The following is a 20,202-nucleotide window of genomic DNA, read 5'->3' as shown; positions in this document are numbered from 1 at the left end:
GAGATAATGCTCTAAAAATCATATAAATAGGCAAGTGGTCTACTATGTTTCAGCGTGGTAGACCACTTGCCTATTTACTTGTCGAACACGTTTCGATTTAGCTCAGAGCCGTATTGATATCATTATGTTGATCACAGTAACAAACCAAGTAAGCCTAAGATAACTTCGAGGCTGACGATCTTATGAAACAGTAAGACATTACGTGGGAACGTTGTGACTTTATCGGGTGCTTTGACGAAGCCTTGGACGAGCTGATAGTCGCTTTTGACGGTGAGTAAGGACAAGAGTACAAGCCACGGTAGATAACCGAGCACTGCACTTAAGATCAGTCTCAGATAGCTCAAAACATAATTAGCTTGTAATAAAGTCAAACTGTGCTTGGTACCTAGATAATAGGCAAGTGTCTTACGCCCGATCACAACGTCTTCATCTTTGTCGCAGATGTTATTGGCCAGCATGATGTTAGCGATCGTAAAGACAGCCGGTAAGGCGACGATACTACCGGTTAGCCAAAACCAATTATTGTAGGTCGGAGCGTTATAGATATTGATGTAGACTCCGATCAAAGTAATATTTAAACCCATTGCTAGCCCTGAAACCAACTCGCCTAAGGGAGTCTGTGACATGGGATAGGGACCACCGGAATAACAATAGCCGACTAAAAAACTCAAACTTCCTAAGAGCAATAGAGGCCAGCCACTCAGATAAGCGAGATAAAGGCCACTACCGGCAAAGAGCAACAGTAGAATAGCTAATACGCTGTAAGCCCACGGGATAGAAATATCGAAACTTTTGATGATATTATTAGTGCTATTTTGCGCGGCGGTCGAGTTTTGGTAACGGCGATAGTCACTTAATTGATTATGCCCATTGACCGCTAAATGAAAGCAGATCGCCGAAAAAATCAACAAAAAAGTCTTACCGAGATTTACATGATGGTAGTAATAAGCAGCCATGATCGTTCCTAAGAGCAGAGGCAAGACCGTCAGTAAGGTAGTTTGTGCTTGAACTAAAGCTTTAAAGCGTTGCATAGTCTTGCACCTACTTTCCGTAATAGACGAGGGTCTGGGTATCAGGTGTTACCAATAATTTAGTGAGCGAAGCATTGGCGGGTTCGCTTAGATTTTGTAAATTCCCGATATCTAAAAGTAACGCTGCCAGTAATTTGAGCGTAAACCCGTGACTGACGACTAAAAGTGTTTGGTCGGGATGCTTTTTAGTAACTCCAGCTAAAAAACTTTCCAGTTTGGCAGTGACTTGCGCGTATGTCGGTCCCCCTGAAACTTCCCATGAATTAGGTAACAAGTTATGATGCTCATCAAAATACATTGGATATTGGGCATAGAGATCGGTCAAAAGCTGGCCGTTCCAAGTCCCATAGTCAAACTCGACTAGTCGTTCATCTAAAGTTGGTGTAGTTGAGCTGATGAGGTTAGCGGTTTGGACGGCCCGTTTGAGCGGACTGGCATAGACGGCATCAAAACTTACATTAGCTAGCTTGGCTTTAGCGGCTAAAGCTTGTTGTTGACCGAGTTTAGTCAGTGGCGTGTCAATCTTGCTACCCTGCATGATCTGCGCTAAATTAGCCTCACTTTGTCCGTGCCGCACACAATAGATAGTTGTCATGATAAATTCCCCCATTTCTGCTTAAATTCTAGTGCAAGATCGATTTGAAAGTAAACAAAAAGCCCTGAAAAACAGGACTTTTTCATTTAGTATCAAAATTACTTGTTCAATGGTTTCCATTCCCAAGCTTCGACTTCAGGTAGGTCAGTACCTTCATCACGAATGTATTGGTGATGTTTTGCGATGATGCTATCCATTTCAGCAACTAATTCGCCGTACTTGTCTGGGTTAGGCAAGCTCAAGACAGCTGATTTCACTAAGTCGAAACGATCCATTTGGTTTAGGACACGCATGTCAAATGGGGTGGTGATATCACCATTTTCACGGTAACCGTGGATCTTGATGTTGTGGTTGTGGCGATCAAAGAAGATGTCACGGATCAAGCCTTCAAAACCGTGGAAGGCAAAGACAACTGGTTTGTCTTTAGTGAAGTACATGTCAAATTCATCATCACTCAAACCACGAGGGTCAACTTTAGGACTTCTGAGTTTCAACAAGTCGACCACATTGATGAAGCGGATCTTTAAGTCAGGCAATTTTTCATGCAAGCTCGAGATTGCAGCTAAAGTTTCCAAGTTAGGTTCTGTACCTGCAGCTGCAAAGACGATATCTGGTTCAGCGTTTTGATCTGTTGAAGCCCAATCGATGATCTTAAGACCCTTGTCGACTAATTCTTTAGCTTCAGCAGCTGAGTAGAATTGTTCACGTGGGTGCTTAGATGAAACGATCAAGTTGATCTTGTCGCGGTCATTTAAGACTTTGTCAAAGACAGCCAACAAGGAGTTTGCATCAGCTGGCAAGTATTCACGTATAAATTCAGGTTTCTTATCAGCTAAGTGACCTAAAAGACCTGGATCTTGGTGAGTGTAACCATTGTGGTCTTGTTGGAATACCGTTGAAGTAGCCACCACGTTTAAGGAAGGTATTTCTGTTCTCCAAGGAATTTCCTTAGCTTTACGTAACCACTTGAAGTGTTGAGTCAACATGGAGTCAACGACACGTAAGAAAGCTTCGTATGAGGCGAAGAAACCGTGGCGACCAGTCAAGACGTAACCTTCTAAGAAGCCTTCATCTTGGTGTTCAGACAATTGTGAGTCGATGATCCGGCCTTGTGGTGCCATGAATTCATCGTTAGGTTCTTTGATATCCAACATCCATTGGCGGTTTGTTTCTTTGAAGAGTGGTGCTAAACGGTTAGACATTGTTTCGTCAGGTCCGAAGATACGGAAATTCTTGTTAGCATCGTTTAATTTAACAACATCTTCAAGGTAACGACCTAAAACAGTCATATCTTGTTCTTTGTTCTTACCTGGTGTTGTTGTATCCACAGCATAGTTGCGGAAATCAGGTAAAGCTAAGTCACGGATCAATGAACCAGGATTTGTATGTGGGTTCATTGCCATACGTTTGTTGCCCTTAGGTGTCAATTCAGCCAATTCAGGGATCAAAGCACCTTTTTCGTCAAATAATTCTTCTGGGCGGTAGCTTTCCAACCATTCGACCAAAGCATCAGCATGTTGCATGTCATTTTGGTCAACTGGGATCGGAATTTGGTGAGCTCTAAATGAGCTTTCGATCGGTTTGCCATCCCATTCCTTTGGACCAGTCCAGCCCTTAGGTGCACGGAAGACGATCATTGGCCATACAGGTAATGAATTGTCATTGTTCTTACGTGCATTTTCTTGGATAGCTTTGATCTTTTCGATAGCTTTATCTAAGCCAGCAGCCATTTCTGGGTGCATCTTTTCAGGGTCAGTCCCTTCAACAAAGATCGGATCCCAGCCAAGACCTTCGAAGTATTTACGTAAGTTTTCGTTTGATTCACGTGACAAGATCGTTGGGTTAGAGATCTTAAAGCCGTTTAAGTCTAAAATAGGTAACACAGCCCCGTCATTTATAGGGTTGATGAACTTGTTTGACATCCAAGATGCAGCTAATGGACCAGTTTCAGCTTCACCGTCACCAACAACAGCAGCCACGATCAGATCAGGGTTATCTAGGACAGCCCCAGTTGCGTGGGAGATCGAGTAACCCAATTCACCACCTTCATGGATCGAGCCTGGTGTTTCAGGGGCAGCGTGAGAAGCGATCCCACCTGGGAATGAGAAACGTTTGAAGAGTTTCTTCATCCCTTCAACATCTTGCGTGATCTCTGGGAAAAGTTCAGTATAACTACCATCAAGATATGAGTTGGAGACCATAACTTGACCACCGTGACCTGGACCTTCGACATAGAACATATCAAGGTCGTATTTGTTGATAACACGGTTCAAGTGAGCATAGATAAAGTTTTGCCCGGCGATCGTACCCCAGTGGCCGATCGGTTTGACTTTCACGTCAGATGCTTCAAGTGGGCGACGTAATAATGGGTTGTCCTTTAAGTAAAGTTGTCCCACGGAAACATAGTTAGCGGCACGCCAGTAAGCATCAAGTTTGTTTAAATATTCTTTAGATGAGTAATCTACAGTCATGGCGAGATCTCCTTTGTTAATTTCTTTCTACACTTCTATAATAACGTTTTCTTGGGAGATGTCAACCATTTTGAATATTGGGACGTACCAAAATTAAATTTTACGGAACAAACGCCTATAATAAAGGATTTTTGCTCGAAATTTCTTTTTGTTCTTGGAGCTTGATCACTTCGATATCACGTGAGATCATCAATTCTTCATCAGTCGGAACTAACAAAGCAGCGATCTTAGAATCAGGTTTAGTGATAAAGCCTTCTTCACCCTTAGAATTGAGCGTGTTATCTAGTTTGACGCCCATGAATTCGAGTTCGTCACAGACTAATTTTCTGATCACATCGGAATTTTCTCCGATCCCAGCGGTAAAGACGATCCCATCTAAGCCTTTCATTTCGGCGTAGTATTGCCCGATATAGCGGACGATATTTTTGACAAAGAGCGTAACGGCGATCTGTGCGCGTTTGTTGCCTGCATCTTTGGCAGCGATGACGTCACGCATATCAGATGAGATGCCCGAGATCCCTAAAAGTCCAGACTGTCTGGTCAAGATCGAGATCATTTCTTCTGGGTCGGTGATGTTTAACTTTTTCATCATGTAAGTCACTAGTTCGACATCGACGTCACCCGAACGAGTCGCCATTGTGACCCCAGTCAGTGGGGTGAAGCCCATCGTTGTATCAAAAGACTTGCCATCTTTGACAGCACATAGAGAAGAACCGGCTCCCAAATGACAAGTGATCAACTTGAGGTCTTTAAGCGATTTGTGCATCAAAGCTGCGGCTTGGCGAGCGACATAACGGTGACTGATCCCGTGGGCTCCGTAGCGCCGGACACCGTATTTTTCGTACCATTCGTACGGCACGCTGTAGAGATAATTTTTTTCTGGGATCGAATGGTGATAGGCGGTATCAAAGGAAGCAACAGCTAAAGCATTTGGCAAAAGTTTTTTGAAGACTTTGATACCCAAAAGATTAGCCGGATTGTGTAAACGAGCTAGGTCACTGATCTCATCGATCTTTTTGATCACATCATCGTCGATAACGACGGAATGGTCGAAGTATTCGCCCCCAGCTACGACCCGATGACCAACGGCGGTGATCTCGTTTAGGTCTTTGAGCAAATGGAGTTCGACTAAAAGTTTCAACAAGAGATCAACGGCAAAAGCATGATCTGGGATCGGCAGTTCTTGGTGATATTTTTGACCGTTGTATTTGACAGTCACGCTCGAGCCTTCGATCCCGATCCGGTCGATCAGCCCACTGGCTAAGACATCTTCGGTGGGGATCGCAAATAATTTGAATTTTAAACTAGAACTACCAGAGTTGATGATCAATGTTTTTTCCATGGTGAGGTAAACCCCTTTCATATAGTTAAATCCATTACTATCATAAGCTAACTAGCACCCAATGTAAACGCTTCAGTTTGTGAAGTGGTGAGCTATCATAGGGCAATAACGTCTAGTAAATAACGATGGGAGCACCCTGATGCGTTTGTTGCATCAAAGTGCTCCCATTGTTTAAAGTAATTACCTCACAAACTCACTTGGATTTAATTTAAAAAGGCTAAAACACCGTATAAAGTGATAAGTATCACCGCTAGACCCCATTGCCACTTAGGCAGGTGGTCTTGAAAGCTAAAAGTTCGCGGATAGCCCTCTAAAAAACCTTGGACTCGTATTGCTTGTGCTAAAGCATCGGACCATTGAAGAGAGGTCACGATCAACTTTAGATAGAGTGCGGGGGTATAGAAGTGATACGGGTGTTGCTTGTTCAAAGCAGCATAACGCATCAAGCGGAGTTGCTTTTGTAAAGCGCTGACCATATTAGCAGCGGCTAAAAAGCCATAAACAAAGGTCTGAGAGAGCTTGAGATGTAAGACTAAGCTAAATAAGATCTTCTCTAAACTCGTGGTCAAAAGCAGACAACAGCCTAGCAATAAATAACAAAAGAGCCGGCTGGTGTACAGGGCTGCATTGGCCCAAGCATTTGTTTGACTAAAGGCGATAAAGGACCACCATGTTCCAAAGGCGAGGGGCAAGCTGACCAATAAGATGAGCCCGAGCTTTTTGTAAGACACGCGTTGACTAGCCAGGTAAAGCAAGCACAGAGCACAAAGAGCGATATTTAGCCATAAAACATGGGCAAAAGCGAGCAATAGCCCTAGACCAAGCATGAGGATGACTTGGATCGTAGGATTTAAGCGAAATTTTGTCAATTTTCGTTTCCCCCTAGCTTTAACGTTTGATCTTCAAAAATAAGTTCGTAATCCAAATTTTCAGTGATCCCTACGCGTTGATGCGAGGTCAATAAGACAGCGGTCTGTTCAGCTTGGCAACTGTCTTTGAGCAAAGTCAAGCAAGTCTGGATACTAGCTTGGTCGAGATTGGCGAAGGGCTCGTCTAAAAGTAAGACCGGTTGTCCCATTGCTAAAACACTTAAAAATTGGAGTTTTTGTTGCTGCCCGCCGGAGAGTTGGTAAACAGAGCGGGGCTCAAGTTCATCCAGCCCCAGGACCTGTTTGGCATGTGCAAGCCGTTCTTTAGTCCAATAGTGGGGCGCTAAAGTATTGCGGCTGACAAGTGCGAGTTCTTCTTGGACGGTCGCACAACTAAATTGCGCCGTCGCTTCTTGGAGCATGAGGCCGACTGTTTTGGCCCAACGCTGTTTGAAAAAATGCGGTGGACGTTGCCCAGCATAGCTCAATTTTCCTTGATAGGGGATAAGGGTACAAAGCGCTTGCAATAAAGTCGATTTCCCCACACCATTTGCTCCGCTCAACAGCCCGAGTTGCCCTTGGGGAAGGGTAAGATCATGTGGTTTCAACAATAAATTTTCCCCGCGAGTTAAACTGAGCTGTTTCCAAGTTAATTTCCCGGGTTTTAATGGGCGCCGATCTAGGGGAGCCGGAGTGGCTGACGTCAATTTGGACAAGTCGAACTTGATGAGACGACTGTGCTCGGCATTGAAGCGATAGGCAAAGTCGAGCAAGTCTTGGTAGCCACTGGGATCATGATCAGCGATGATAAAAGTCTTGCCTTGATTTTTTAATTTCAATAATAGCTTTAACAGTTTGGCTTTACTAGTCGGATCAACGTTAGCAAAGGGTTCATCGAGTAAGATGATCTCACTTTCGGTCGCCAGTACACAGGCGAGGGCCGCTTGTTGCTTTTGTCCACCTGACAGCGTAGAGAGTTGGCGATCTTTGAGCGAAGTCAGTTCTAGTTCTTGCAAGATACGTTGCTTTTGGGCAGTGATCTGTTTAGCTGGGAGCTGTAAATTTTCAAGGACAAAGGTCAATTGTTGGTCTAAAGTCGCCATACAAAAGCGTTTGTCAGGATCTTGAAATAGCATCCCGATCCGTTTAGCACGTTCAAAGGGCACGATCTGTTCGAGGGGCTGATCTTCTAAAAAGATACCGCCATGGGTGATCTGTCCGCCAAATTGAGGATACAGTCCACAAAGCAATTTAAAAAAGGTCGATTTACCACTGCCCGAAGGAGTAGCTAATAAGCTACAAGTTTGGGGCTCAACGTAAAAATCCAGCTTTTCAAAGAGCGGTGGTCGCCCGGGGGCATAGCTAAAAGTCAGTTCTCTAAGTTCTAATTTGACCATCAGATGCGCACCTTAGCTTTCGAGATGAGTTTTGCGATCTGGTAGATGAGTACACCATCAAAAAAGGCTAAAGATAATAGCCGGATACCAAATAAAGTCAATAACATCGAAAGTGGGTAGGCCTGGTAACCACTTTGGAAATAATCCCAAGCAAAGGTCACAATGGCTGAAAAGATCACAGATAAGGTCAGTGCTTTTTTGCCAAAATTTTTATAACCATAAGTCAAAAAGCCTAGTTCACTGGCAGCCCCTTGTAAAGCACCCGTGATCAAGTTAGCCGCACCCCAGCTGGAAAAGAGCAACATCTCAGCGGTCGCAGCGAGAAATTCGCCTAAAAAAGCCGCCCCTCGACGTTTTAATAAGATCGCTGCCAGTGGACCAGCCATCAGCCAGATCCCAAGCATCAGATCATTAGCGTAAGGTTTAAGGAAAGTTGCCGCTAAAGCGTAGTATAGATAGCTTGCACCTTGATAGATCAAACCAAAAAAGGCAGCTAAAAGGGCAAGAAAGATGATATCTTTGGTTTGCCAATGTTGTTTTGTTGAATTTGGATCGTATGTTTGCATACAAAAACCCCCTGCTTAGATTATATAAGCAGGGGTGTGGTGGTCTGGGCGCACGAAAAAATGCTAAGCTCCCTCCGCTGGTATTAACCAGATCAGGTGATATGGGTATTTCTCAGCCAAACGGCACCCCAGCTTATATCGCTCACAGTATAGCAATGTTTATGTGAGCTGTAAAATATTATGCTTATTGCGCAACACTGACAAAGGTATTGAATTTCAAATATTTGTAGTGGAAACGCATGTGTGAATATTCAAACGGTGTCCCGTTATCTAAGAAAAAGACACCTTCCATGATCCCAGTCGGTTCGTGTTCATTTAAGCCTAATAATTCACGATCGTTAGGCGTTGATGGCTCGGAAAAGACTGAGAGAAATGATTTAGTAACTGACTGATTGTGCTTATCTTGCATGTAGTTAAAGATCGAGCCTTTGATCGTTTGTTGATCTAGTTTAGGCACGATCTTGATCGGAATATAGCCTGTTTCGATCATAAATGGTTGGTCATCAAAGAGACGCAAGCGCACGATCTTGTAGACAAAATCTTCTGGATCTAAGAAGAGATCGCGTTGCAATTCTTCACTGGGACGTTCGACGTCAAAGTTCAAGACTTTGATCTTAGGTTTTTTCCCGTCCATTTGGAAGTTATCGGTGACCCCTAAGTTAGAACCTTCTTCGTAGTTGAAGACCGATTCATTTTTGAGGTATAGGGGATTGATAAAAGTTCCCGAGCCTCTTTTTTTGAAGATGATCCCATCATTTGCCATGCGATTCAACGCGCGCTTGATCGAGCTACGACTAACATCATATTGACTGGCAAGCGTACGTTCATCGGGCAGTTTCATATCGGGGAATTCATGATCAAAGATCTTTTGTTTGAGATCAGAGATGATCTGTTTATAAATAAGTTCGGCCGTAGTTCTCACCCTTTCACTAGTTCTTATTAAATTCTAGTTAACCACAAGAAGACTAAAACAACAAGAAATAAAAAATATTATGAGTTTTACTAAAATTTTACTAACTATTTTGGCAAATAAATGGTAGAATATTTTTGAGAGAATTGAAACTCATCTGCTGGGAGGAAATAAAATGTCAGTTTTAGTTTTAGGTGGCGCTGGCTATATCGGTTCACACACAGTTGACCGCTTAGTAGACCAAGGCCAAGATGTTGTAGTAGTTGACAGCTTAGTGACGGGTCACCGGGCTGCGATCAATGATAAGGCTAAGTTTTATCAAGGCGATCTTGCAGATCAAGATTTCATGCGTAAAGTATTTGCAGAAAATCCTGAGATCGATGCAGTGATCCACTTTGCAGCTTACTCATTGGTCGCAGAATCGATGAAAAAGCCATTGAAGTATTTTGATAACAACACGGCTGGGATGGTCAAGTTGTTGGAAGTTATGAATGAATTTGATATCAAAAATATCGTCTTCTCATCCACCGCAGCAACTTATGGTATTCCTGAAAAAATGCCGATCATGGAAAGTGATCCACAAGATCCGATCAATCCTTACGGTGAAAGTAAGTTGATGATGGAAAAGATCATGCGTTGGGCAGATGAAGCCTACGGGACAAAATTTGTCGCATTGCGTTACTTCAACGTGGCGGGGGCTAAGCCAGATGGTTCGATCGGTGAAGATCACGGTCCAGAAACGCACCTGATACCGATCGTTTTACAAGTAGCTCAAGGCAAGCGGGATAAGTTACAGATCTTTGGTGATGATTATAACACACCAGATGGGACCAACGTGCGTGATTATGTGCACCCATTCGACTTGGCGGATGCTCATATTTTAGCGGTAGATTACTTACGCAAGGGCAATGAGTCCAATGCCTTCAACCTAGGTTCTTCGACAGGTTTCTCCAACCTTGAGATCGTTGAAGCAGCTCGCAAGGTAACGGGCAAAGAGATCCCAGCTGAGATTGCTCCAAGACGTGGCGGTGATCCGGATTCCTTGATTGCAAGTTCCGACAAAGCCCGTGAGATCTTGGGTTGGAAGCCACAATTCGATAACATCGAACGCATCATCGAAACAGCTTGGGCATGGCATTCAAGTCATCCAAACGGTTATGATGACAAATAAGAAGTGCAATTCAGAGTGCTTAGAGACTAGTAAATAAGAGCCGCCGACATTGTAATGTGTATTTTGCATTACGATGTCGGCGGCTCTTATTTACTAGTCTCTGCTCTGAATTGCACGTTACGGCTACATAGCTCAAGTGCGCATTTTGCATTGCGTTGCATTTATCCACAAAAAAAGGAAATGCCAGCTGACATTTCCTGATACGATCTAGGCGAGTTGGGTCAAGAGTGGTTTTGCCTTGGCGTTATCCAATGGCAAGTAAGCCGGACCAACAGCTGCGCGATCGATCGCTAAACTATAATTGCTTGTGAGTGAAGGGACCATTTTTGAAAGCTCGTTCAATTGTTCCGAGACAAAGCGAGAGAAGGAGAAGTTGCGTTGCTCTTTCATCGTTTTTTCAAGATCAATATTAAAGGTCACATCTAAAAAGCAACCGCTTTCCTTATCGGATAAACGCCATGCTTTACCGTGGTTCTGTCGTGATTCAATTTTTTCAACTACTGTTTCAGCCATAAAAAGCCCCTCCTAGAAAAATCTTTGGTTGTATTAACGTCTATACCATACTATGGATCAAAATTTTTTGCAAACGTTTTACATTTGTTGATAAGTAAATCAGTAGAAATCATTATTTGAGTGCCTTAAATAGTGGGGGTCTAAGGACTTATCTTTAATACTTAAGGTTAGTTTAAGGAAAAATCTGCAAACTATACCAATTTTTGAAGTTTTAAAAAGTCGCTAAGCATCTGTGCAAGCGCTTTAAATAAAAGTGTAAATGCGGTAAAATAAGAGTAGTTAAATAACGCATTTATAAGTGAGATTTGGAGGAGATTTTTGATGGATATCTTTAGAAAAGAGCTTGATACCTTTGATGGACATACAGTGACTCAGATCACTTTAGTCAACGATAACGGAGTCGAGATCTCATGCTTAACGATGGGAGCGATCTGGCAAGCTTTTAACGTTCCAAGTGGTGCGGGGAAGAAGAACTTATTATTGAGTTTTGATCATACAAAGGATTACTATGCCAACGCTCAAAATATCTGTAAGGTGATCGGTCGAGTAGCTGGCCGGATCGCGCGTGGTAAGTGTGAATTAAACGGTGAGCAGGTTCAATTGCCACAAAATGAGAACGGTAATACGTTACATGGGGGCGCAAATGGATTTAGCACTTATAACTGGAACTATACCACTTCACGCAATAAAAATAGTGTGAGTGTTATCTTCCAAAAGAAGATCACCGAGAAGATGGATGGTTTCCCAGGAAATATTTTGGCAACGATCATCTATACTTTAAATAACAATAACAAAGTGACGATCGCCTTTAGTGCATTGGGTGGCTCAAAAGATAGTTTGTTCAACCCGACCAACCATGTATACTTCAATTTGAGTGACCGCCAAGACCTTTCCAGCCACTCACTTAAGATCAATAGCAGTGCAACGTTAGAGACGGACGAAAATAATATTCCGACTGGCCGGGTCAAAGATGTCGAAGATACACCACTTGATTTTAGAGAGTTCCGCAATGTTAAAGTAGCCGCTGACGAAGCTGACGGCTTTGATGATGCTTTTGTGGTCAACCAGCCGGGTAAAGGGACAGAACCGATCGCTGTTTTACGTGATGAAGATAGTGGCCACCAGATCACGATCGATTCCGATCGCAACGGCTTGGTAATGTACAATATGCCAGCCTTAGATACTGAGATCAAGTTCACACGTGATCAAGGTAAACCAGCGATCCCAGGCGAAGGTTTAGCGCTTGAAGCTCAGACCTTACCAGATGCGATCAATCAAGAAAACTTTGGTGATATCATCTTACCGAAGAACGGTAAGCGTTCATATCACATCCAATTTGCATACGATAAGATCAAGTAACTGTTTTAGGGCCGTGTTTTATAGAAGCACGGTCTTTTTTTGTGATATTCGACTTACTACACTTATCAAGTATTAATGGTATACTTAAATTATTATCTTTAAGTAAGGGGAAAGTTTATGGATCTTTGGAAAAAGTTTATCAATAATGTCTCCTTGAGACGATTCGTCGTCTTACTAGGCATCATTGGTGTTTTGTATACTTTACGTAGCTTGATCAGCATCATTTTGCTGACGTTTATCTTCACATTTTTAGTGGTACAGCTGACCAATTATATTCGGCGGTATGTGAAGATCCCATCGCAATTGATCGTGATCGTGACCTATCTATTGTTCATCGGTTTTATCTATCTGGCAGTGACGATCTATGTACCTAAACTCGCTGTCCAAACCGAAGCGATGATCAATTCATTATTGAGTTTTTATCAGCATCCACCGCATGGAGCGCAGGATCTGATACACTATATCGACCGCTACTTTGGTAAGATAGATATCATGCAACAGTTCAAGGGTGGCTTTGGGATCGCGCTAGGCTATCTTAAGAGTTTGGGCTCGATCGGCTTTACGTTTGTGATGTCGTTACTGTTGAGTTTCTTTTTTACGATCGAAAAAGACGATCTCTATCGTTTTTCTAAAGGCTTTTTGAGTGGCCCATTTGCGTGGTTATTCGAAGATATTTATCATTTTGCCAAGATCTTTGTGAATACTTTTGGGGTCGTACTTGAAGCTCAATTTGTGATCGCCGTCGTCAATACAGTGATCACCACGATCTGTTTGGCGATCATGAACATGCCTCAATTGCTCAGTTTAGGGATCATGGTCTTTGTGTTGAGTTTAGTCCCTGTAGCTGGGGTGATCATTTCCGCGATCCCGATGATGTTTATCGGCTATTCGGTCGGTGGGTTGCGCTATGTCTTTTATATTGTTATTATGCTAGTCGTTGTTCATGCTTTGGAAGCCTATATCTTAAATCCAAAATTCATGGCTAGCCGCACGGAATTACCGATGTTTTACACCTTTGTCGTCTTATTTGTTGCAGAACATCTCTTTGGTGTTTGGGGCTTGATCGTGGGTATTCCGATCTTTACCTTTATGTTAGACGTTTTAGGCGTAAAGCCGGTCCATGCCAAGGGTGAACGTTTGAAGAAAGTTAGAAAGTTGGAGCGTAAAAATGAATAAGCAGGAATTTTTGGCAGAATATGCTGTTGCCCGCAAAAATACTGATTCGGTCAAGTGGGATAATTTAAAAGAAACTTTCGATGCAGAAGATCTATTGCCACTTTGGGTCGCTGATACTGAATTTAAAGCACCAAAAGAAGCACTTGAAGCGATGACAAAACGGATCGCGCACGGTGCGTTTGGCTATTCACTAACACCGGATGCGTATTTTGAAGCTTATTTTAAATGGCAAAAAGAACGCTATGGGATCGAATTACATCGCGAATGGATGCGTTTTGGCACAGGGGTCGTGCAATCTTTGAGCACGTTAGTCAACTTGTTGACGCAAAAAGATGATGCTGTTTTGGTCTTGCAACCAGTGTATTATCCATTTATGAAGGTCATTGAAAATAATGAGCGTAAATTGGTCGTTTCCGATCTCAAGAATGAAGCTGGGATCTACTCGATGGATCTAGCCGATATCGAAGAAAAGATCACGGAAGAGCAAGTGAAGTTATTGATCTTATGTTCACCGCATAATCCAGTCGGCCGTGTCTGGTCTGAAACAGAACTAGCCGAGCTACTCGAATTATGTCGTCAAAAGCAAGTGCTCGTGATCGCAGATGAGATCCACCATGACCTTTTGTTGACAGATAAACCATTTATCTCAGCTTTAGAAGTCAGCGAAGGCAAGTATCGCGATAATTTAGTCGTTGTCGATGCGCCATCGAAGACCTTTAACATGGCAGCTCTGCAAAATAGTCATGTGATCATCCCTAATCCGCAGATGCGTCAGCGCTATGACAAGTTAGTTGAGCGTTTAGCTGCCCCAGCCGGTAGTATTTTAGGCAAGGTGGCTGCAGCTGCTGCCTATGAACATGGTACTTCGTGGCTCGAAGGTCTATTGGAAACGATCCAAGCTAACTATGACTATGTAAAGGAAAATCTAACTAAAGCTTATCCACAGATCGTCATTTCACCGTTAGAAGGAACATATCTAATGTGGATCGATCTTAGTGCAGTCGTGAATCCAGCTAAATTAGAGTTCTTTGTAAAAAATAAGGCTGGTTTAGCAGTCGATTTTGGCGATTGGTTCGGCGCTTCGGGTGCGGGACATATTCGGATCAATTTAGCCACGACACCTGAAAATATCGAACGTGCCGTGACTGCTTTGCTGAAAGCTTTAGATGAAAATCAAAGCTAAATTCACTAAAGCACTATCAATTTTTTGCATTTCAGTGTAAAATATCTTTGTATCATAAACATAAGAAAGAGGTTTTTACTAAATGGCAAAATTAGTATTTATCCGTCACGGACAAAGTGAATGGAACTTAGAGAACCTTTTCACAGGTTGGGTTGACGTCAACTTGAGTGAACAAGGCGAACGTGAAGCTAAGGAAGCTGGCCGCAAGTTAAAAGAAGCTGGTATCGAATTTGATCAAGCTTACACATCTGTTTTAACACGTGCCATCAAGACTTTGCACTTCGCACTTGAAGAATCAGGCCAATTATGGATCCCTGAAACAAAATCATGGCGCTTAAACGAACGTCACTACGGTGCATTACAAGGCAAGAATAAAGCTGATGCAGCTGAAAAATACGGTGACGAACAAGTTCACATCTGGCGTCGTTCTTACGACGTATTGCCTCCATTATTGGATGTAAACGATGAAGGTTCTGCAGCAAACGATCGTCGTTACGCAGAATTAGACCCACGTATCATCCCTGGCGGTGAAAACTTGAAGGTTACTTTGGAACGTGTTATCCCATTCTGGGAAGACAACATCGCTCCAGACTTGTTGGATGGCAAGAACGTTATCGTTGCCGCACACGGTAACTCATTACGTGCCTTGACAAAATACATTGAAAACATCTCTGATGAAGACATCATGGACGTTGAAATGGCAACAGGTCAACCAGTTGTTTATGAATTGGACGACAACTTGAACATTGTCTCCAAAGAAAAGCTTTAAGATAAAGCCTTTCGATAAAAGCGTGATCTCCTAAGTGAGACCACGCTTTTTTTACATATCGTGACGATTCATGACGAATAAATGACGACTTGTGTCAAATATTAGAGATAGGTATGTCTCGGGAAATAAATTGAGGGAAGTACCCAAACCACCCTAACTACCCAAACTACACAGAAAAAGCAAAGGTTTAGTTGACTTTGACCTTTAAATGATGAATAACCCCAAATATTAAGATATATGTATGGCGGTAAATAGGTTGTGAAAATATTCAAAGTGTATATTAATCTTTTTCAATGTAAGGCTATTTCAAATGATTATTAGACAGACTTAAAACTGACTTACTGGAATGGGGAATTAAGTTTGGTATAATTGAAATAACCATTAGAAAAAGGAAAGTGGGAGGATCCATGAAGAGTAATTTTGATTTTTTAGAGAAAGACATGGATACAATTGAACTTCTCGAACCAGCGAAGAAAATAGAGAGGCTATATGGTTCGGGTGAGTATGCAATTATGCTTTTTGAAATACGAAAGGTTGTTGAATTCATTGCTAAAAATATAGTGGATTTTGCTTTCTTAGAGTTGCCTGAAAAAGCTACGTTTAGTGACTATTTACGGGAGGCAAAACGAAATCATTTAATAGATGATAAACAAGTATTAGATAATTTTTATAATCTGAAAAATTTGGGTAATGAATCAGCACATACTATGAACATAGAATATTCCAAGGAAACTGGATTAATTAACTTAGAGAAATTCTATCGGATTTTGGTATGGTATACGACTAAATATACTGAAGTAAATGTAAAGGCCAAGCCATTTTATGAGCCACAGCCTATTGTTAATTATCAATCATTCGAACGTAAATTAATATATATTCAAACGCTGGATGGTTCGTCTAAAGATTGGCCAATATATGCTAATTCTGAAAAAATTGGGGATGCAAGTATTAATGATCCTGAAGTGGATGCACGTCCAAATAGTAAAGATTTACGTTCAGCAGCTGAAAAGAGGATTAATCAGTACATGAGTACTGCAGGCGTGCCGCACAAGCTTGAATGGGCAGAATTAGCATATCGACGATCTGATGGTAGTTTTTTCCGAGATCATGATGTTCATGAAGTTCTTGAGCGTTCCGGGGTGAAGCGAAATCCCAAACTTGCAGGTAGAGAATGGTATTTAACTGATTTAGAAACAGCCAAATTAGCTATTAAGGCAGTGAAAGACGGTAAGAAGTACCTTGACAATAATACTAATACCCTATCTAAAGAAGAAAAAACTAAGATTGAATTGCGTCCAGAACAAAAGAATGCAGTACTCGTGACTAGAAAAGGGTTCAAAAAATATGACGTCATGTTGTGGAATGCGAAGATGCGTTTCGGTAAAACACTAACCGCTTTGGAATTGGTAAAAGAAGAGAACTTTAAACGAGTCCTCATAATTACCCACCGTCCAGTTGTTAGTGATAGTTGGTTCGACGATTTTAGTAAGATAGGAATGAAGGAAGCTGGGTACGTATACGGTTCACGAACTGAAGGAGAACCAATCAGTTCTCTTGAAAGTTATGATGGGGCTTTTGTCTATTTTGCTAGTATTCAAGATTTACGTGGCTCCTATACTTTTGGAGGGACTGTTTCGGACAAGAACAGGGAGTTTACTCGCATTAATTGGGATTTGATCATTATAGATGAAGCTCATGAAGGAACCCAGACTCCATTAGCACAAAGGGTTATTGCTGGAATAAAGAATAATGATACTAAGATACTGGAATTATCAGGTACTCCATTTAATTTAATGGATAAATATACTGATGAGCAAATTTATACTTGGGATTATGTCATGGAGCAAGAAGCCAAGTATAAATGGAATCGAGAAGAAAAAGAGAAACCTAATCCATATGAATCACTACCAAAGGTTTCAATGTATACGTTTGATATTAGTGAACAATTCAAGAAGGAACACTATACCAATTTAATAGATAAATCTTTTAACTTCAAAGAGTTTTTCAGGACAGATGATAGTGGAAATTTTGTTCACGAAGAGGACGTTATGCAATTTTTAAATAACATAACCACACCTAACGATAAGAATAACTATCCATTTTCAACTATTAAATTTAGAGATAATTTACGTCACACTCTATGGCTTTTGCCAGGTGTTAAAGAAGCAAATGCACTAGAAAAGTTAATGAAAAAACACCCGGTTTTTGGAATGGACTATAATATTGTGAATATAGTTAGAAATGACAGTAATGATAGTGTTGAAGAGGCAAAAGAAAGTGATCTTCAAATGGTTCGAGATGCAATTGGGTCATCATCATCTAAAACAAAAACTATAACATTGACCGTACGTAAGTTAACAACAGGTGTTAATGTTCCTGAATGGACTGGAGTCGTATTCTTGTCTAACACTAACAGTGCAACTCAATATTTACAGGCGGCTTTTCGGGCTCAAACTCCATTTGTAGATGAGAAATTAGGTAGAAAAACAGAATGCTTCATATTTGATTTTGCCCCTGATAGAGCTTTAACGGTTATGGCAGAATCATCCTGTTTAAATACAGGAGTGGGGAAAATCACTTCTGATGCACAGCGAGTTCAGATGAATAAACTATTAAACTTCTTACCTATTATCGGTAAGGAAAATAATGTGATGAAGCGCTTCTCAGTCGACAGTTTATTAACCAAAATTAAAAGAGTTTATGCTGAAAAAGCTGTCCGTTCTGGGTTTGAGGATGACTCTCTTTATTCAGATGAATTGTTGAAGTTAGATAAGGCTGATTTGACTGATTTTAATAATCTAAAGGCTCTAGTAGGTACAACAAAAAAAGAAAAGTCACCCATAAATATTAATATTAATAACCAAGGATTATCAGATGAGGAGTATGAAGAAAGTGAACGAGGACGTAAAAAGAAACCTAAAGATCGTACTCCTGAAGAAATTGAAGCAATGGAAAAACTCAAAGAGATAAAGAAACAACGTAAGACGATGATATCTATCTTACGATCAATTTCAATTCGGATTCCATTGATGGTTTATGGTATGGATATCCCTATTACAGAGGATATTAGCATTAAGAAATTTGTTAATTTGGTGGATGATGTTTCATGGAAAGAGTTTATGCCAGAAGGTGTTACTAAAGAACTTTTCCTTCGCTTCTCTAAATACTATGATTCACAAGTTTTTATTGAAGCCGGTCGTATAATACGGCAACGAGTGAAAAAAGTAGATACCGAAGATCCTATTATTCGTGCACGGGAGTTAGTCTTGATTTTCGATACGTTCCGTAATCCTGATAAAGAAACTGTTTTAACACCATGGCGAGTGGTAAATATGCAATTGGGTAAAACGGTGGGGGGATTATCATTCTATGATAGTAGTTATAAAGATATGACAGTCAATGGAAAGGATGCATCCCATTGGATTGATACAGAGTACACTAGACAAGTATTTAATCCCAACGCACATATTTTAGAAATTAATTCGAAAACGGGCTTGTATCCTCTTTATGCCGCTATTTCGCTTTATTATCAAGAATTTAGCGATATGAATGAACAAACTGCTGGGAAGTTTACGCTGGAAGATGAACTGTTTATATGGCAAAGAATTCTCCGAGAAAATATATTCGTTATTGCTAAAACTCCGATGGCTAAGATGATAACGCAACGTACATTGGTAGGATACCAAGATTTTTCTAGCAATATAGAGTACGTGGAAAATATCGTAAGCGATTCTAAAAAAAATATAAAAGATGAGGCTAATAAGATAAGGAAGAGGTTTAATAATATGAAATTCGATGTTGTAATCGGTAACCCACCCTACCAAGAAGTTGTAGCGAAAAAAGAAACAAATAATGGACAGAAGCGCGTAAATAATATTTTTCAAAATTTTCAGTTATTAGCTGATGAATTGGCAGATAAATATACAGATTTGATTTATCCTGGTGGTCGTTGGATCCATAGATCAGGAAAGGGTATGAACAAGTTTGGATTGAATCAAATTAATGATCCTAAACTGAAGCAATTAATATACTTTCCGGATGCTAATGAGGTTTTTAGTCACGTTGATATTGGTGATGGACTATCGATTGTAGTAAAAGATATGTCAAAGAAGGAAAAAAGATTTCGATATAGTTACATCAAAGGTGGAGAAGAAACCTCGAAAGATGTAGGGTTACCGGGAACAGACCTACTTGTTCTCAATCCTTTAGATGATGATATTGTACAATTAGTTGATAAATTTGTCGCTAAGAATAAGTTAGGCTATATTTGCGATAGTGAAACCATTAATCAGAAACTTTTCCGAATTGAAAGTGACTTTGCCGAGAGAAATCCAGATAAAGTGAAATTATTCGAAGAAGGGATGGATATTGATTACACGAAGTCTATAAAATTGTTTACAAATGACAAGGCAGGTAAAATGGGTAGGGCTACATGGTTTGTTGCTGATAAGGATGTTATTACAGTTAATCAAGAAATTCTTAATAAGTGGAAGGTTATAGTTTCAAGTGCCAATGCTGGGGGGCAAAAACGTGATAATCAAATTGAAGTAATTGATAATCATAGTGCTTTTGGCCGATCCCGAATTGCATTAAAGGCATTTGATACGAAAATTGAAGCAGAGAATTTTTATAAATACGCAAATAGTTACATCATTAGGTATACATTTTTACTAACTGATGAAAGTTTAAGTTCATTAGGGAAGAAGACACCTGATATCCTGAATTATAATGGTGATAATACGTTTATAGATTTTGATGAAGACATTGATGAACAGCTCAAAGCTATTATAGGTATGTCTGATGAACAGTTCGAATATGTAAAAAACAGAGTCGATAATATCAGGAAGTAA

The 20,202-nt window shown here is 40.9% G+C and carries 15 protein-coding genes and 1 riboswitch; of the genes, 6 read left to right on the top strand and 9 right to left on the bottom strand.

Annotated features, from left to right (window positions below; translation table 11 throughout):
* Nucleotides 1-131 precede the first annotated feature (131 nt).
* The 8 genes from FC30_RS01050 to FC30_RS01015 all read right to left on the bottom strand — a co-directional run bounded on the left by FC30_RS01050 (nucleotide 132) and on the right by FC30_RS01015 (nucleotide 9,193).
* A complete protein-coding gene (locus FC30_RS01050; protein WP_010688284.1) occupies nucleotides 132-1,031 on the bottom strand; it encodes a UbiA family prenyltransferase in 900 nt (299 codons plus the stop codon).
* Between the two features lie 10 nt (nucleotides 1,032-1,041).
* On the bottom strand, nucleotides 1,042-1,626 hold the full coding sequence (locus tag FC30_RS01045; protein ID WP_010688283.1) for a histidine phosphatase family protein: 585 nt from the start codon (nucleotides 1,624-1,626) through the stop codon (nucleotides 1,042-1,044).
* 98 nt (nucleotides 1,627-1,724) lie between these two features.
* A complete protein-coding gene (locus tag FC30_RS01040; protein ID WP_010688282.1) occupies nucleotides 1,725-4,097 on the bottom strand; it encodes a phosphoketolase family protein in 2,373 nt (790 codons plus the stop codon).
* 115 nt (nucleotides 4,098-4,212) lie between these two features.
* Nucleotides 4,213-5,439 (bottom strand): acetate/propionate family kinase, encoded by a 1,227-nt coding sequence (locus FC30_RS01035; protein WP_010688281.1) that lies wholly within the window; start codon nucleotides 5,437-5,439, stop codon nucleotides 4,213-4,215.
* Between the two features lie 203 nt (nucleotides 5,440-5,642).
* Complete coding sequence (locus FC30_RS01030) at nucleotides 5,643-6,308, bottom strand: energy-coupling factor transporter transmembrane component T family protein (RefSeq protein WP_010688280.1); 666 nt, start codon at nucleotides 6,306-6,308, stop codon at nucleotides 5,643-5,645.
* On the bottom strand, nucleotides 6,305-7,705 hold the full coding sequence (locus FC30_RS01025) for an ATP-binding cassette domain-containing protein (RefSeq protein WP_010688279.1): 1,401 nt from the start codon (nucleotides 7,703-7,705) through the stop codon (nucleotides 6,305-6,307). The genes FC30_RS01030 and FC30_RS01025 overlap by 4 nt, the downstream gene beginning before the upstream one ends.
* Entirely contained in the window at nucleotides 7,705-8,271 is a 567-nt protein-coding gene (locus FC30_RS01020; RefSeq protein ID WP_010688278.1) for an ECF transporter S component, read from the bottom strand. The genes FC30_RS01025 and FC30_RS01020 overlap by 1 nt, the downstream gene beginning before the upstream one ends.
* Before the next feature lie 52 nt (nucleotides 8,272-8,323).
* A riboswitch (TPP riboswitch) is annotated at nucleotides 8,324-8,412 on the bottom strand.
* Nucleotides 8,413-8,455: 43 nt separating this feature from the next.
* A complete protein-coding gene (locus tag FC30_RS01015; protein ID WP_010688277.1) occupies nucleotides 8,456-9,193 on the bottom strand; it encodes a GntR family transcriptional regulator in 738 nt (245 codons plus the stop codon).
* A 163-nt stretch (nucleotides 9,194-9,356) separates the two neighbouring features.
* Here FC30_RS01015 and galE point away from each other — a divergent pair, with 163 nt between their 5' ends.
* Complete coding sequence (gene galE / locus FC30_RS01010) at nucleotides 9,357-10,352, top strand: UDP-glucose 4-epimerase GalE (protein WP_010688276.1); 996 nt, start codon at nucleotides 9,357-9,359, stop codon at nucleotides 10,350-10,352.
* Between the two features lie 207 nt (nucleotides 10,353-10,559).
* On the opposite strand, the gene FC30_RS01005 is transcribed toward galE, so the two are convergent.
* Entirely contained in the window at nucleotides 10,560-10,865 is a 306-nt protein-coding gene (locus FC30_RS01005; RefSeq protein WP_010688275.1) for a hypothetical protein, read from the bottom strand.
* 321 nt (nucleotides 10,866-11,186) lie between these two features.
* Here FC30_RS01005 and FC30_RS01000 point away from each other — a divergent pair, with 321 nt between their 5' ends.
* From FC30_RS01000 to FC30_RS00980, 5 genes are all read left to right on the top strand, one after another.
* Nucleotides 11,187-12,224 carry an aldose epimerase family protein gene (locus FC30_RS01000; RefSeq protein ID WP_010688274.1) on the top strand — a complete coding sequence of 346 codons (1,038 nt, stop codon included), beginning with the start codon at nucleotides 11,187-11,189 and terminating at the stop codon, nucleotides 12,222-12,224.
* A gap of 117 nt (nucleotides 12,225-12,341) precedes the next feature.
* Nucleotides 12,342-13,400, top strand: a complete 1,059-nt coding sequence (locus FC30_RS00995) for an AI-2E family transporter (protein ID WP_010688273.1) — start codon at nucleotides 12,342-12,344, stop codon at nucleotides 13,398-13,400.
* On the top strand, nucleotides 13,393-14,583 hold the full coding sequence (locus tag FC30_RS00990) for a MalY/PatB family protein (protein ID WP_010688272.1): 1,191 nt from the start codon (nucleotides 13,393-13,395) through the stop codon (nucleotides 14,581-14,583). The genes FC30_RS00995 and FC30_RS00990 overlap by 8 nt, the downstream gene beginning before the upstream one ends.
* 82 nt (nucleotides 14,584-14,665) lie before the next feature.
* On the top strand, nucleotides 14,666-15,352 hold the full coding sequence (locus FC30_RS00985; RefSeq protein WP_010688271.1) for a 2,3-diphosphoglycerate-dependent phosphoglycerate mutase: 687 nt from the start codon (nucleotides 14,666-14,668) through the stop codon (nucleotides 15,350-15,352).
* A gap of 407 nt (nucleotides 15,353-15,759) precedes the next feature.
* A complete protein-coding gene (locus tag FC30_RS00980) occupies nucleotides 15,760-20,202 on the top strand; it encodes an Eco57I restriction-modification methylase domain-containing protein (RefSeq protein ID WP_010688270.1) in 4,443 nt (1,480 codons plus the stop codon).

The organism is Ligilactobacillus animalis KCTC 3501 = DSM 20602 (assembly GCF_001434535.1).
GTDB classification, from domain to species: domain Bacteria; phylum Bacillota; class Bacilli; order Lactobacillales; family Lactobacillaceae; genus Ligilactobacillus; species Ligilactobacillus animalis.
Note: the sequence above shows the minus strand (reverse complement) of the source record. Positions and strands in the feature narration are given on the sequence as shown.